The following is a 14809-nucleotide window of genomic DNA, read 5'->3' as shown; positions in this document are numbered from 1 at the left end:
ATGAAAAAATTCATTCTATTACTTTTTATACTTAGCGCGAATGTTTCTGCGTTTGCCCAAGAACTCATCGACATCAAAATCATCTCACAAAAACAGATGGAAACGTATAATTCTAGGAATATTGACGCGTATGCAGCCTTGTTTAGTGATGATGTAAAAGTGTATGATTTTCCGAAAAAGTTGCGCTATGAAGGAAAAGACAAACTCATAGCATATTACGGAGCGTTTTTCAAAAAAACGCCCGAATTATACAGTTTCATAGAAAAGCGAATCATCACCGACAATAAGATTATTGACCAAGAAAAAGTCATCTACGAAAAAGGTGGCAAACCAAAAGAATTTGTAGTGATGTATGTAGTCGAAAATGGTAAAATAGCAGAAGTATATTATATCAAACGATAAGTGTTTTGAATAAAAAACTCAAAATAACCCTTTACATTGTCGTAGGTTTGATAGTTGTATATCAAATACTAAATATGACAGGAATACTGGCGTTTTTTTCTATTCCTACCTCTTCTAGCGAACCTACTATTAAAAGAGGCTCTTTTATAATAGCGTCGAATTTGATAACACCAAAACGCGGTGATTTTATCACGTATAATTTTGAAGATACTCAATTTGGCAAAACAATTTTTATGCATCGCTTGTGCGCTATGGAAAATGATACTTTAGAAATTCGTGAAGGAACACTGTTTGTAAATGGAAAAAATGTTGACACCAATTACAATTTACAATATTCCTATTTTTTGAGTGAAGAAGAATTCAAAGCCCTGCCAAAAAATACTATCAAAGATTTCTTTCGCATTCAGCCACAAGGAAATGATTCGTATTTGGTTCATCTTGAAGAAAAAGATGCTGCAAAGTACAAATTAGCAAGTAAACGAGCTATTACCCCAAAAGACAAAACTGACCAAAATATCAAAGCGAAATTTCAACAACACTGGAACAAAGATTTTTTCGGTCCGTTAATCATTCATAAAGGGAAAGTGTTTGTACTTGGTGATAATCGCGACAATTCTATGGACAGTCGACACTATGGCTTAGTTGATATGGAAGACATTACAGGCGTTTATTTGGCAACACTTTTTGTAATTGATAGCAACTAATGGAGCGCTCTTATTTCCAATATTTCATCAGTATGTATTTGGTGTTTGTTCTGATTTTTGGAGTTATGCTAATTTTGGAAGAATCGCTCAATTTGGACGAAAAGACACTGTTGATTTTTGGTATGCCATTTATACTTTCCTTATTTACTGCGCCTTTGGTATATTATGTATATCCGCCAACTGACAGTCATTATCGTGCACGAAAAAATAAAAAGAAACCATTTAAAACGTTTGCTAGAAAACATCATTTTCAAGTAACGGAAGACAACTATTTGGCAGGAAAGATTGAGGATTTTCTCGTGATCATTCACGCAGCACGTTCCAAATCCATGATGCACGAATGGATTGAAATCACCATTTACTTTCATCCAAAACGCGAACGTGAATTCATTCCTATCAACATCATTAATCAATTACAAGACAAATACATCACAGAAAATGTAACATGGTACGTAAATAGTGTACTTATAAAACAGCACTATTTACATTTTACTCCAAAGTTTAAACAAATATATGCACTAGTGCAACGCTGTATTTCGGATTTGAAATCGCAGCAAATTGTACCGATTTCTGTGAGCGATTGGAAGCAAATCATTCCAGAAACCGAAGCACATTATAATCCGCCTGAAAATCTATAAATAATTGTATTTTTATAGCAACTAGAAAATAAGTACATGGAAAAACTAAAACGATCTGAATTATTTGGCGCTGCCCTAGTTCCCGTTACGGGCGCTTTGGTGGAACGCTATAATAAATGCCTTTCTTTTATCGGAACTGCTCCTACGCAACTAAAAAGTTTTCATATTGATGCGATGGGTTGGAGTCCTGAAATTGCTGAAGAGAAAGAGGATTTTCTGTACTTAAATTCTGGAGAAGCCAATCCGAACGCGATTATTCTTTCGCCAAAGCAAAATGACAAACCTGCATATTCGCCTTTTCATAGTTTTGATAGGGACATCATGAATTTGGTGTTTAAACAGCACAAACACACGATAAAAGATATTACACGTGATGCGGCAATTTGCGTAAATTTAGACCAATACATTGATGCCTTTTACGAACCAGAAGATTTACTGAAATACAATCACATTACAGTTGATTTTACGGTGGTTGAAGATTTATACAGCATTCAGCAACAGCAATTAGCACTCGTAGAAGAATTTCATCGAGAGGATAATTTTTTGGATGAAAAACTCCATTTGAAAATTTTGGCTTCCGCCAGAAAACATGGCGATTTACGCTCGCGCACCTTGCAATTGGGCAGTTTGGATTACAAAACAAGTTCCTTTTATACCAAAGCGTTTGGTGGCGTATTTGTCTTTCGAAAAAATGGAAGCAGCAAAAATATTTTAATATTCGAATCAAAAGCTGCTACAGAAAAAGTGAGCGTTTCTTCCACAATACAAGCGTTTCATATTGAAGACGGACGTTTTTATAGTGCACTAGCGGCAGAAAAAATGATTGTGCTCGATCCTGAACACAGTGTGTTATCAGGTTATTTTGAGCGCGTGCAAAAAAGTATCTTTCTGTCACATATTGAAAATACCACACATTCGGTGAGTGATATCATAGAAAATTCAAACGTGTACAAACGCTATTTGAACAATATGGAAGCTGATTCACGAAAAAAAATCATCCAACTCGATCGCTTACAAGCCAATGCCAAAAGTGAAAATGCGCTTGATATTGAAGGTGGACTTTCCCCAGAAGTGTTAGCCTGCATTCAAATTCCTGCGCCCGAATTGCCTATGAATTTACAAGAACTCGTTTGGAAACTCATCGTAAAAACAGCAGCCTATAAAGACCCGCTTTTCTTATATTGGTACGACAAAGAAACGTTTTACGAAACGTACAACACGTGGGACGAATCGTATCAAGATTGGGTTATAAAATTAATTAAACAAAACACCTGGAACTCATGACACTGGACATTATCATATTCATTGCGAGCGTTGTTTTTGGCATTTCTTTGTACTGGTCAGAAACAAAAAGTAACGGTTTGTATAGAGCCATCAATAAGCTTACACATTCGAAAGAACTACAAATGAAGCCCGAAAATAAAAAAGGCTTTTTTGTCAATCAGGAGTTTATTCCGCGATTAATTTATGTAAACTTACTATTCATCATTGCGCTACTATTTCTTCTGTTGCTACCGTTCAAAATACAAGCAGATTTTTATGTCTCTGCGGTTGTAGGAACCTTAATCGGAGTCTATCTCGGTAGTTTTGTGGTGAAAGTAAAAGGGACTTCCGAAAATCTTTTTGATTCAGTTGTCGATACAGGAAAAGAAATCATTGACGACATTAAAACGAAAGAAAAAGAAGCTCCCGAATTTGTAAAAGAAGATGTAAATTCCACTGCTGTGGAAGCGGAAGAAAAAACTACCCATACAGAAGAGCCTGAAGCACCGAAAAAAAGTGCGAGAGAACGTTTAAAAGATAAAGGACTATTAAAATAAGAACTATGTTAAAAAGATATTGGAACCGAGGAAAAAAACAAAAATTCATCATCATCCTATTAGGATTGATTCTTTTTTGTGCGCTTTTTATTTTAAGAGACGACTATCAGCCATTTTTGCTCTTTTTACGAAAATATCTGTTTGTATTAGTGCTTTTCGGCGTGATTTTATTTTTTGGAATGCGATGGTTTCGAAAAACCGCCAGTACAGGTAAAAAACTACTGCGAGGTGTTGTCACGTTAGCTTCTGTAGCACTAATTTATGTCTTTTTCTTTTCCATTGGCATGTATGAATATATGCAAACGTACAATGTATTCAACAACATGAATTTGCAAGAAATTGCAGAACTTCCATTGAGTAGAAACGAGCGCATTCAACCGTACAACAACATCCGAACGATGGCGTACGAATCTATTACAGAAACAAAGGAAGTTTCGCCACCACAACTCGTTCGTGTAGACGACCGCAATCAGTGGACCATGGCTGTACAACCTTCCAAAGATTATTTTATTCAACGTACGAAAGACAATATTGAAGAATTATTTTCAGTATCAAGCACATCTCCTTCTCCGCGTTTTTCAAAAGAAAATAGAATTCCTGCAACGTTTTCCATTGGAGAATCGTTAGCATTTAGTAGAAACACGTATAATGCGGTGGTACAGCGTTTCAATCCGTGGCAATTGTTCAATTACGAACCACACGAAGCGTATTATATGAAAAATGACGACGGACATTGGGTGCAAGTCGTGAGTTTAATCAAGTGGAAAGGCTTCTTTTTTCCGTATCCAACGTTTGGCGGCGTGATGGTTTTAGAAACTGGCGAACACGATTTTAACGATTATTTGGAGCGTTTATTAATTGGGAAAGGAACTTTTATTCCTGCGGAAGATGTGCAAAAGTATCCGTATTTGACGCGACAAAACACCTTATCGGAAAAAGTATCACGCATTCAGGCAAAATCGATGATGTTTTTGGGTGGATTTACCGATCCACTTCCGTGGAATAAGAAAACAGCCGTAAAAATTCCAGATTTAAAAGAAGACCAAAATCAACAACCGTTTGTCACCGACTTTAAGTTTGAAGGAACTGCCAACAATGCGTATGACGGTTTGTATCATTGGTTTGGTTTGGAACCGATTGGAAAAGACCGTACAGGTTTGTCTATCAGTGTTTTTATTCCTGCTGACGGAAGCGACAATGTATTTTATTATGATCACGTAAGTAAAAAAGAAGGCTTGGCGGGTGTTTCGGCAATGCCTGCAAAAGTGATGGAATCAAGAAAAAATTACGACTGGACGGTGAACAAACCTGTAGAATTTAGACCGTTTGTGAGAGATATTGCTGGAAAAAGACGTTTATTTATGCTGTGTACGATTGCTGCAAAACGTGAAAATAGCGATCAGTTTGACGGTGGTTCTACACCCGATTTGGCGTTGGTAGATGTTTCTTATAAAGATGTCGTTTGGATTGATGCCAAACATCCTTCCAAATGGAATGAAGAAATTGTAAATCAATTGGGCGAAACATGGAAAATCACAGAAAATTTAACGGATGACGTCGTGTTTCCGAATCGAACAAAACCTGAATTTGAAGTGATAAAAGATTCGGTTAGACAATCAAAAAACAGTAATACAAAAGATTCTATTTCGCAGTAAAAATTATCTCATAAGTATTTATTGAAATGCCTGTTTGATATATTTCAAACAGGCATTTGTATTCTTATCTACATTCAAAACATGCTGATTCACAATTGGAATATTTTGCAGAAAAAGGCTTGCGCGTAGCTGTTGGAATTATCGTAGTTGTTCGGATTGGCAACTCTTCAGTTCTGTCGTTAGCTCCTCCATTGATGGCGCTTACATTGGCAACCGTTTTCTTTGTAAATACTAAGTGTTTAAGATTCTTTTTTTTCATTTCTTAAAAAGTTAAGGATTAATAATGCCGCTAAGTAACCAGAGATTTTTGAGAGATAAAAAAGTACTTCTTGACTATTTATAAATCCTCATATATTGCCTTTTTTCACAAAAAAGTGAAACCACGCAATACATTATTTTGGCAAAGCGATTTAATATCTATATTTTGCACGTAGAAACTTACTTTTATCAATGAAAAAAAGCAGTACATTCTGTTTGTACAGACTCGTTATTTTATGTTTTATTTGCTTTACCGTTCTTCCCTCAAAAGCACAAAATGTAACACCGGTTTCTTTAGATTCTCTTTCTTTTCGCCAACTCGATTCTTTGTTTAGCAACACACAAAACAGTAATTTCGATTCGTTGGAATTGTATGCGCAAAAAATGCTACAAATTGCCAGAAACGAAAATGATATTGCGAAAAAAAACAAGGCGTTTTACAAGCTTGCTCTAGCATATAAAAGACAGGGAAAAAAAGCAAAAACGACACAAGCAATTGACAGTCTCGCGTTGTATGCTTCCAAAGCAAATGATGCATATATGCTTTCAAATTGTTTCAATTTACGCGGAAATGTAAGTTATGAAGAAGGAAATCTTGAAGCAGCTTTTTCACATTATGAAGATGTCATTGAGGTTAGCAAAACATTGGAAGATTCGTATATGTCGTTAGTGGCGCTGAATAATATCGCATTGATTAAAAAAGAACTACAAACACCCAAAAAAGCGCTGATTGATGCTAAAAACGCGTTGAAAGGTTTTATGGAAGAGAAGGAAGCGTACAGTGAAATTAGTGCGTTGCACCTTGTCAGTGAACTTTATTTGGACCTTTACAGAGAAAATTCAAATCCTGCTTATTTGGATTCTACGCTACAAAACGTCAATTTGGGATTGAAGAAGAGCAAAGCTTATTCCGATACGTTTGGCTATTACTTGTTTTTAAGCACTAAAGGACAATGGTTGCAAGAAACGAATCAATTTGATGAAGCGTTGCAAGTTTTCAACGAAGTAGCCGCGTATTTTAAAGACAAAAAAGATGATAAGTGGCAAATGTTTATGTACTTGTATTTGGGACGACTTTACGATACATTACAACAACCCAAAAACGCGATTTCCGTGCTTGAAAAAGCCAGTGACATTTTGATTTCAAAGGATTTTCATTTTAATGATACTTCAGAAATTTATTTGCTGTTGACAAAAAATTACTTCTATGTAAATGATCGCAAAAAAGCGGAATATTATTTAGAAAAGTATAAAAAACTCAGTGATAAAGTTCAGCACGACAATCGCAATTTATACGCTAAACTTCACAATGCCTACAATGTTTCCGCTTTGGAGAAAAAGATTTCTCTAATTGAAGAAAAAGCAAGTTTTTATCAAAAAATCAGATTTGTCATCATTTTTGGAAGTATTTGTATTGGCATCATCGCGCTTATTTTTTACCGAAAAAATCGCATCAATCGAAAAAAGTTAGCGCTTTTACTTGAAAAAGGAGCCGTACCACGTAAATCGGTTGCTCCTGCTATTCAAAATGCAAAAATAGAAGATGCAGAAGTGCAACGAATTTTGTCTTCTTTAGCGCAATTGGAAGAAGAAGAATATTATTTAACGCAAAGTTGCACGCTGAATTCTGTGGCAAAAAAGATAGATACCAATACTTCATATTTGTCTAAAATTATCAATGAGCATAAAGGAATGTCGTTTGCCAATTACGTAAATGCATATCGAATTGATAAAGTGTTGACGAAATTGAAAGCTGAAAAGAAGTATCAAAAATATACATTAAAGTATATTGCAGAGCAGTTTGGATTTAGTCGCCACGAAACGTTTAGCAGAGTGTTTAAAAAGCAAACAGGGATTTCTCCGTCCAATTATCTAAAGAAAATAAAAAATGACAATTTATAAATCGTCAAGCTAACTGTTATTTCTGCACACATTAATCCGCTACATTTACATCCCTACTTAAACTATACTTAAAATCAACAAAACGTATGAAAACATTGCTTTTTACAAAGAGAACTGTTGCTAACATGGAAAATTTAAACAACGTCATTGGCGGAGCTGCTCCAAATGGCAATAATGAAACCGCTACATTGAATTCCGTGGAAAAATGCACACAATCACTTCCGATAGATTGCACAATTCCTGCTTCTAGGAATCCAAATTGTCCTACGGACACGGACGTTCCAACCTCTAGAACAACCGAAGGAAAAACTAATAATGGAATAGGAAACTCTGAATAAATGTAACATTTATCGCAACGGAATATTCAATACCACTTCGGTTCCACTTGGATTTTCGAATTGATCTTTTAAATCCATGAACTGAACTGTGAAACTGTTTTTGAAGTCTTTGACAAAATTGGCAAGTCGGTTTTTGGTTAGGCTAATTCCAATGGACTTTCGTTTGACAATTTTGTTTTGAGCAATTTGTGCAGCGGCTTCTCTTCCAATTCCATTGTCGGTAATGGAAATGGTCACAAAATCATCTTTGGTTTTGGTCACGGAAAGCTTGATATTTTTTTCGCCCTTTTTCGACGATAAACCATGCCATAAAGCATTTTCTAAAAACGGTTGTAACACTAATGACGGAATTTTAATTTGATCAAGATTAATATCTTCATCAACCAATACTTCAAAGTTTATTTCGTTAGAAAAACGAATATTTTCAATGCTCATGTACAAGTCCATCGTTTCCAATTCATCGCTTAACGACACAACTTTTACACGAGAAGCATCTAATATTTTACGAATCAGTTTCGCGAATTTATTTAGGTAATGAACGGCATTTTTCTGCTCGTTACTGATGATGTATTGCTTGATAGAATTTAGCGAATTAAACACAAAATGCGGATTCATCTGACTGCGCAACATGTCTTGCTCCAACGTCAAAATTTTCTTTTCATTATTCAACAATCGCTGACGATATAATATGTAAATCATAATCGCCAAAAACGCAAATACCACACTACTCGTAATCCAAATACTTTTGTTTCGTTTTAAAGTTTGTTTTACCGTAGCGTTTTCTTTCTCTAAATTTTTAATCTGCGTGTTGAATTTTTTAGTGTCATACTTAACGATTAAATCATTCACATATTTAAAATTCTTTTCGTTGGTAATTTCTTCGTTCAATTCATAAGAAGTCTTCTGATAATCAAAAGCTTTTTTATAGTTTCCTTCTTGTTCCGCAAGCGTAGCCAAACGCCCGTAACTTTCCGCAATAGAACTTTTTAGATTGTATTCTTTCGAAATTTCCAATCCTTCATTCAAATATTTTTTAGCCTTTGGATAATTTTTCAACTCCAAATGTGCCCACCCTAAATTGGTATACACGCCCGAAAGGTGAAATTTATCGCGCAAGCCTTTCGCTTGCTCCAACGTAGACGAAATAATATCAATCGCTTCTTGGTACTTTTTCTGTTTGATATAAATTCGACCAATCGTATTGTTACAAATTACACGTCCTAAATCTGAGTTGATTTCGTTATTATAATGCAATGATTCTTTGTAATCTTCCAACGCGCCTTCTAAATCGCCCGTAGCTTCTTTGGCATATCCAATATTGTGATAATTGATGGCGAGTCCTAATTTATTTCCAACACTTTTTTCTATTTCCATAGATTTGGTAAAGCGCTGTACCGCCAAATCGTACTGCTCTAGCACTAAGAAAATATTTCCCATACTATTGAGTGACACGGCGATACTTTTCTTCACCGCAGTGTCTTTATTTGGAATACTTTCCGCCAACGCCAACGCTTCTTGATGATAATCTAAGGCTTTTCGAATATCATCAATGCGTCGGTACACAACGCCTAACATATTGAGCGCGCGTACTTGCAATAATTTATTATCGGCAGCTTCTGCTTTTGCCAAAGCGGCTTCATGAAATTCAATAGCTTTCTCGTATTGCGAGGTATTTCGGCAATATTCGCCCATAGCGTTCAGCGCGTAGCTTTCACCTTCTAAATACGTATTCTTTTGATATACATCGATTAAATATTGTAGCTGTAAGGAGTCTTTCTTATACAATTTAAGGACTTCATCTATGCTTGCATACTCTTGGGATTGTGTTTTCAAAAGTGCATTGGCATCTTTCACAAAAACACTGTCGATACTTTGTGAATAGCTAATGGTAGATAAGAAGAAAAGAACGCAAACAAATACATTCTTACGTAATTGACACATACACTTTATATTATTTTTTTATAATTTTTCCAAAAACGCTGCTTTACGCTGTCTTGAAATTGGTATTTTATGATTGGATACTAAAATGACATAACCATCTGCTTTTATAAACTCTTTTATTTTATCTAAATTGACAATGTATGAATTGTGAATTCGGAAAAAGCGCTCGTCTGGCAACATCGCATTCACTTCTTTTAGCTTTTTCGTCAGCACTATTTTTTTGGAATTTGTGAGATATAATGTGCTATAATTTCCATCCGATTCTGCAAAAAGTAACTCATCTAAATCGAGAAAAATAAGTTTCCCATCCGTATTTATCGTAATTCGCTTTTTATTGAATCGACTGTTATAGTCTGAAAGAATACGCTCAAATTTTTCGGTAGAAACATCATTTCGAGAAATGTATTTTTTCACTTTTGAGATGGCAACTTTTAAGTCGTCCATATCAATAGGCTTCAACAAATAATCAATAGCTTCTTCTTTTAACGCTTTAATTGCGTATTCATTATATGCTGTGGTAATAATTACGGCAAAATCCTTTGTCTTTAAGCGATTTAAAAACTGAAAACCGTCCATTGTTGGCATCTCAATATCTAAAAAAAGACAATCACAAGATACTTTTTCAATATAAATTAATGCTTCTTCTGGATCGGTAAACTTCGCTAAAATTTCAATTTCGTCACTAAAATTATCCAACTCCCAAGAAAGACTTTCCAGCGCTTTAGGTTCATCGTCAATTAAAATTGCTTTCAACATAGGTATTCATTTTATAATTTAAAGGTACACTTTTCGGGTTAATTTCTGACGCAGTTCGTATCATTGGTTCAAAAATATGTATATGCGGTCTACTTTCGTAAATAGATAACATACAAGGGGATTTTCCCCTTTTTTAGCCTTTTTTACAGCAGAAACAATTTATACAACTTTTGCTTCCATTTACACAAAAACTACACTTTTTAACTTTTCCTTCACATATATTTGAATTGTTATCAATTAACTCCCAAATTTTATTAACACCATAAAATGTTAACATATAGCTGTTGCTAGGCACAAAAACAAAATACAATGTATCAAATACTAACAATCAAAATCAAAGTAATGAAAAAAATTACACTATTCTTACTACTAATTTGTTTCGCCTTTAGCACTTCAACAAAGGCAAATAACATTCAGGTGAGCAATATCTCTCTTGAAAATTTGAACGAAGTATCGAACTGGGTACATGTTGAATTTGATCTTTTTTGGGAAAATTCATGGAGAATCAGTTCTGGACCGTCCAACTGGGACGCTGCTTGGGTATTTATAAAATACAGAGTCAATAACGGTGCTTGGACACACGGAATTGTGAGTCAAGCAAACTCTGTAGCTGCTGCAGGTTCCACATTAGATGTAACCTCTGACGGTATGGGTGCTTTCATTTATAGAGCTGCTGACGGAAGTGGAAATGTTAACTTTCAAAACACACAATTGCGATGGAATTTTGGTGCTACAGACACCAATGACATCATTGATATTCAAGTATTCGCTATTGAAATGGTATATGTTCCAGAAGGCCCTTTTTACTTAGGAGGAACTACAGGAAGTGAAGCTAATAAGTTTTATGCTGGAGGATTTTCAACATCTTCTTCCTATCAAGTTGCATCAGAAAACGCGATAACTATTGCAAATACTTCTGGAAACTTATATTACACAGCAACCAATGCAAGCGGTGGTGACTTAACTGGAAGTCTAAATGCATCATTCCCAAAAGGATTTGGAGCTTTCTATTGCATGAAGTACGAAGTAACGGAAGCACAGTGGCTAGGCTTTTTTAATAGTTTGACAGAAACTCAAAAAATAAACAGAGATGTAACAGATATCGATCACAAAAACAGTGACGCCGTTATAAGTAGAAATACGATTTCATGGACTGGTGGTTCAGCAAGTGCTACAACAAGTGCACCAGACAGAGCTTGTAGTTATTTAAGCCCTGGAGATATTAATGCATATATGGACTGGACTGGAATGCGTCCAATGACAGAACTAGAATATGAAAAAGCATGTCGCGGTCCTGTACTTCCAAAACCAGGAGAATTTGCTTGGGGAAGCGCTAATATTGCTTCTAATGCATATACCTTAGTAAACTCTGGATTCTCTAGTGAACGAGTTTCCAATCCTGAGACTAACACTGGAAATGCTATCTATGCAGATACCAATGGAACTATCAGCGGACCATTACGTAACGGAATCTTTGCGGCAAGTGCTGTAAACAACAACCGCGAAGAAACTGGTGGCACGTATTATGGCATCATGGAAATGTCTGGAAACTTGTATGAGCGTTGCGTATCTGTAGGAACTGCTCAAGGAAGAAACTTTACAGGTGTACATGGAAACGGAATTATAAGTTCTACAGGAAACGGAACGGCAGTCAACTGGCCAAACAACACTACAGGTGACGGATACAGTTACAGAGGTGGAAGTTGGTTAAATGGAGCTGACTTTATTAGAGTTTCTGATAGATTTGATGGAGCATCCGTTATTGGAACTGGAAATAACCGTTTAGGATTTAGAGCTGTAAGAACTGCACCATAAGACCTAGGAGATGAAAAAAAGAATTCTTTTCTTATTGACTATTTCTCTCCTGTATAGTATGCACGTTGATGCGCAATTGTATGAAGGTTCTAACGGTGATGGATTTGACGTAGAAAGTCGCTCATCTATCACACTCACAAACCTTTCTCTAGAAGTTATATATGACGGAAGTAATGGCGATGGATATGCAAACAGATTGGTTGCAGCTATCACACTAAACAATACTTCACTAACAGTTTTATATGACGGAAGTAATGGCGATGGTTATGCAAATAGACTACTTACCGCCACTACGCTCGACAATACGCAATTAGCGGTATTATATGATGGAAGCAATGGTGACGGTTTTGCAAATAGACTGCTTGCCGCTACTACGCTCGACAATACGCAGTTGGCAGTGTTGTATGATGGAAATAATGGTGATGGATATGCAAATAGGTTGCTCGCTGCCACTACATTAGATAATACACAATTAACTGTTTTGTATAATGGTAACAACGGCGATGGTTTTGACTTAGCATTACTAACCGCAACCACACTAGATAATACATCATTAACGGTACTATATGGAGGAAGTAATGGCGACGGATTTGACATAGACTCATTTAATGGATTCTTAGACCCAAACCAAATAGTAGACCTTCGAATACGTGCAAAAGTATTTTTACAAGGTCCTATTTTGAATCCTGTTGACGATGACTTAATGAACGACAACTTACGTGCTGGAAATTTAATTCCGAAAATAAGTCCGTATGATGCTGGAGACGTAATAGCTGATTCCAACGTATTCAATGATGGTGGAATCGCTGGAACCGGAGCAGCCGCAGATAATATTGTGGATTGGGTATGGATTGAAATTAGAAGTAGTTCAGACAACACGGTTGTGATTGACCAAACATCTGCCTTAATACAAAGAGACGGAGACATCGTAGCGTTAGATGGAACTTCAGATGTTATCTTAAGAGGTATTACAGGAAGTTATTTTGTGGCTATAAAGCACCGTAACCATTTGGGTACTGTAACAGCCAATGTAATTCCACTTTCTGTAGTTTCAAGTAATGTTGACTTGGCGAATAGTGCCACGAGTACGTTCGGTTCAAATGCGCGTGTACAATTACCAAATGGTGATATGGCGCTTTGGGCAGGAAATGTGAACGGTGATACTATAATTCAGTATTCAGGAACAACTCCAGATTCACCTAGTATATTATCAGAAGTATTGAACGATGCTGGAAACTTTCTAAATTTCCCTACCTATGTTGTTGTTGGGTACAATACTCATGACATCAATATGGACGGAAATACACAATACACAGGAACAACTCCTGATACACCAATACTATTACAAAATGTGTTAGCACATCCCGGAAATTTCCTAAACTTTAGCACATATCAAATTTTAGAACAATTACCAGAAAATTAAAATTATGAAAAATATAATAAGGATAGCACTAGTAAGTTTTGTATGCCTTTTAGCCATGTCGCTAAAAGCTCAAGATGGCTACACCTATACATTTCAACACAATGGAGCGTACAATTTTACAGTGCAAGCAGTACCTAATGCAAGTGCCAATACATTTGCGCCATTGGTACAAAGCTATGGATTTACAATCATTGTACCTGATGGAGTCACTATTGATATAGGATCAGCAACTTCTCTAGGCGGTGGCGCTAGTGCCACTTTCTTTGATGGAACCAATGTAGGAATGCCTTCAATTGATGGATATTTAATCACAGAAACTTTAGGAAGTCCAGCAACGTATTCTGCACCCTCAACGGCTACAAATACGAACACATATACATTTACAGTAAATGGAAGTCCAACAAGCGGAACTATGTATATTTTAGAAAACAATTCTGCCTTAGCAACTTCTATAGCACCATTAAAATCATTCAAACAAGCAGATATGATAGATGATGGTTCTACAACTTTTGTAAACGTGGTAGACCCAAACGCTTCCGCTGTGTCAGGCATGAGTACATTTGATTTCAACACCTTATCAGTTGAAGAACAAAATGAACTCTCTTCATTATCATTATATCCAAATCCAGCAAGTGACATTGTAAAAATTCAAGTTCCTAATGGAATTCAGGATATTCAAATAGAAGTATTTGACAATACAGGAAAACAAATTCCTATGCAGCTATCACAAGATGACACTATCGATGTTAGTAATATCGCTTCGGGATTATATCTAATACATATTATGTCAAACGATATAAAAACGACTAAAAAGCTTATTGTAAAATAATAAGCTTCTATTTTTTGTTTCGCAAACCTCTTGAATTAATCATTCAAGAGGTTTTTTTATTCTAAAAAAATATCAAAATAGTCGTATCAACTTTCTTTAAAATATGATAGTTTTTGTGTTGATAATTCTTGATAAAATTTCGTTTTGCCTTTTGCTTTATAATATCTAAAAAAGATGGTGTAATATTGCTTTTTATAAGAAAGCTTGAAGATGTTGTTTTACTTAAGAGCTAAATTTCAGGTATAAAAAAAGTCCTTACTTTAAAAAGTAAGGACTTAATTAAAAAAGGCGGCGACATACTCTCCCACATTGCTGCAGTACCATCTGC

Annotated in this window: 14 protein-coding genes; 11 read left to right on the top strand and 3 right to left on the bottom strand. The window is 35.7% G+C overall.

What is annotated here, in order from left to right:
* From C8N46_RS11160 to C8N46_RS11135, 6 genes are read left to right on the top strand one after another with little or no spacing between them, the layout of a single operon-like run.
* On the top strand, positions 1–402 hold the full coding sequence (locus C8N46_RS11160; protein WP_108114994.1) for a nuclear transport factor 2 family protein: 402 nt from the start codon (positions 1–3) through the stop codon (positions 400–402).
* A gap of 5 nt (positions 403–407) precedes the next feature.
* The gene (lepB, locus tag C8N46_RS11155) at positions 408–1106 is read left to right on the top strand and encodes a signal peptidase I (protein WP_317046701.1); all 699 of its coding nucleotides are present in this window, start codon (positions 408–410) and stop codon (positions 1104–1106) included.
* Complete coding sequence (locus tag C8N46_RS11150) at positions 1106–1744, top strand: hypothetical protein (RefSeq protein ID WP_108114992.1); 639 nt, start codon at positions 1106–1108, stop codon at positions 1742–1744. Before lepB ends, C8N46_RS11150 begins: the two co-directional genes overlap by 1 nt.
* Positions 1745–1780: 36 nt before the next feature.
* Positions 1781–3028, top strand: a complete 1248-nt coding sequence (locus C8N46_RS11145; protein ID WP_108114991.1) for a DUF6638 family protein — start codon at positions 1781–1783, stop codon at positions 3026–3028.
* On the top strand, positions 3025–3564 hold the full coding sequence (locus tag C8N46_RS11140) for a hypothetical protein (RefSeq protein ID WP_108114990.1): 540 nt from the start codon (positions 3025–3027) through the stop codon (positions 3562–3564). The genes C8N46_RS11145 and C8N46_RS11140 overlap by 4 nt, the downstream gene beginning before the upstream one ends.
* Positions 3565–3569: 5 nt before the next feature.
* On the top strand, positions 3570–5219 hold the full coding sequence (locus C8N46_RS11135; protein WP_108114989.1) for a hypothetical protein: 1650 nt from the start codon (positions 3570–3572) through the stop codon (positions 5217–5219).
* Positions 5220–5283: 64 nt separating this feature from the next.
* Here C8N46_RS11135 and C8N46_RS11130 read toward each other — a convergent pair whose 3' ends face one another.
* Positions 5284–5478, bottom strand: a complete 195-nt coding sequence (locus tag C8N46_RS11130; protein WP_108114988.1) for a hypothetical protein — start codon at positions 5476–5478, stop codon at positions 5284–5286.
* Positions 5479–5669: 191 nt separating this feature from the next.
* Between C8N46_RS11130 and C8N46_RS11125 the strand changes: the two genes are divergently transcribed.
* Positions 5670–7379, top strand: coding sequence for a helix-turn-helix domain-containing protein (locus C8N46_RS11125; RefSeq protein WP_108114987.1), 1710 nt, complete (start codon positions 5670–5672; stop codon positions 7377–7379).
* 125 nt (positions 7380–7504) lie between these two features.
* Positions 7505–7717 (top strand): hypothetical protein, encoded by a 213-nt coding sequence (locus C8N46_RS11120; RefSeq protein WP_108114986.1) that lies wholly within the window; start codon positions 7505–7507, stop codon positions 7715–7717.
* 9 nt (positions 7718–7726) lie between these two features.
* On the opposite strand, the gene C8N46_RS11115 is transcribed toward C8N46_RS11120, so the two are convergent.
* Both C8N46_RS11115 and C8N46_RS11110 read right to left on the bottom strand, forming a co-directional pair.
* Positions 7727–9658 (bottom strand): tetratricopeptide repeat-containing sensor histidine kinase, encoded by a 1932-nt coding sequence (locus tag C8N46_RS11115; protein ID WP_108114985.1) that lies wholly within the window; start codon positions 9656–9658, stop codon positions 7727–7729.
* An 18-nt stretch (positions 9659–9676) separates the two neighbouring features.
* On the bottom strand, positions 9677–10414 hold the full coding sequence (locus C8N46_RS11110; protein ID WP_108114984.1) for a LytR/AlgR family response regulator transcription factor: 738 nt from the start codon (positions 10412–10414) through the stop codon (positions 9677–9679).
* 342 nt (positions 10415–10756) lie between these two features.
* Between C8N46_RS11110 and C8N46_RS11105 the strand changes: the two genes are divergently transcribed.
* The 3 genes from C8N46_RS11105 to C8N46_RS11095 are packed head-to-tail and all read left to right on the top strand — an operon-like array spanning position 10757 to position 14481.
* Positions 10757–12229, top strand: a complete 1473-nt coding sequence (locus C8N46_RS11105) for an SUMF1/EgtB/PvdO family nonheme iron enzyme (RefSeq protein WP_108115288.1) — start codon at positions 10757–10759, stop codon at positions 12227–12229.
* A 10-nt stretch (positions 12230–12239) separates the two neighbouring features.
* Positions 12240–13652 carry a hypothetical protein gene (locus C8N46_RS11100; RefSeq protein WP_146169802.1) on the top strand — a complete coding sequence of 471 codons (1413 nt, stop codon included), beginning with the start codon at positions 12240–12242 and terminating at the stop codon, positions 13650–13652.
* A gap of 4 nt (positions 13653–13656) precedes the next feature.
* Positions 13657–14481: a T9SS type A sorting domain-containing protein gene (locus C8N46_RS11095; protein WP_245896825.1), complete on the top strand. Its 825-nt coding sequence runs from the start codon at positions 13657–13659 to the stop codon at positions 14479–14481.
* Positions 14482–14809 lie beyond the last annotated feature (328 nt).

Source organism: Kordia periserrulae (assembly GCF_003054265.1).
In the GTDB taxonomy this organism is placed as follows: Bacteria; Bacteroidota; Bacteroidia; order Flavobacteriales; family Flavobacteriaceae; genus Kordia; species Kordia periserrulae.
The sequence above is the reverse complement of the archived record's forward strand: the minus strand, read 5'-3'. Positions and strand labels throughout refer to the sequence as shown.

Bases quoted from the DNA above. Each gene is read 5' to 3' on its own strand.
- C8N46_RS11160 (WP_108114994.1), top strand. From the start codon at position 1: ATGAAAAAATTCATTCTATTACTTTTTATACTTAGCGCGAATGTTTCT.
- C8N46_RS11150 (WP_108114992.1), top strand. From the start codon at position 1,106: ATGGAGCGCTCTTATTTCCAATATTTCATCAGTATGTATTTGGTGTTT.
- C8N46_RS11145 (WP_108114991.1), top strand. From the start codon at position 1,781: ATGGAAAAACTAAAACGATCTGAATTATTTGGCGCTGCCCTAGTTCCC.
- C8N46_RS11140 (WP_108114990.1), top strand. From the start codon at position 3,025: ATGACACTGGACATTATCATATTCATTGCGAGCGTTGTTTTTGGCATT.
- C8N46_RS11135 (WP_108114989.1), top strand. From the start codon at position 3,570: ATGTTAAAAAGATATTGGAACCGAGGAAAAAAACAAAAATTCATCATC.
- C8N46_RS11130 (WP_108114988.1), bottom strand. From the start codon at position 5,478: ATGAAAAAAAAGAATCTTAAACACTTAGTATTTACAAAGAAAACGGTT.
- C8N46_RS11125 (WP_108114987.1), top strand. From the start codon at position 5,670: ATGAAAAAAAGCAGTACATTCTGTTTGTACAGACTCGTTATTTTATGT.
- C8N46_RS11120 (WP_108114986.1), top strand. From the start codon at position 7,505: ATGGAAAATTTAAACAACGTCATTGGCGGAGCTGCTCCAAATGGCAAT.
- C8N46_RS11115 (WP_108114985.1), bottom strand. From the start codon at position 9,658: ATGTGTCAATTACGTAAGAATGTATTTGTTTGCGTTCTTTTCTTCTTA.
- C8N46_RS11110 (WP_108114984.1), bottom strand. From the start codon at position 10,414: ATGTTGAAAGCAATTTTAATTGACGATGAACCTAAAGCGCTGGAAAGT.
- C8N46_RS11105 (WP_108115288.1), top strand. From the start codon at position 10,757: ATGAAAAAAATTACACTATTCTTACTACTAATTTGTTTCGCCTTTAGC.
- C8N46_RS11100 (WP_146169802.1), top strand. From the start codon at position 12,240: ATGAAAAAAAGAATTCTTTTCTTATTGACTATTTCTCTCCTGTATAGT.
- C8N46_RS11095 (WP_245896825.1), top strand. From the start codon at position 13,657: ATGAAAAATATAATAAGGATAGCACTAGTAAGTTTTGTATGCCTTTTA.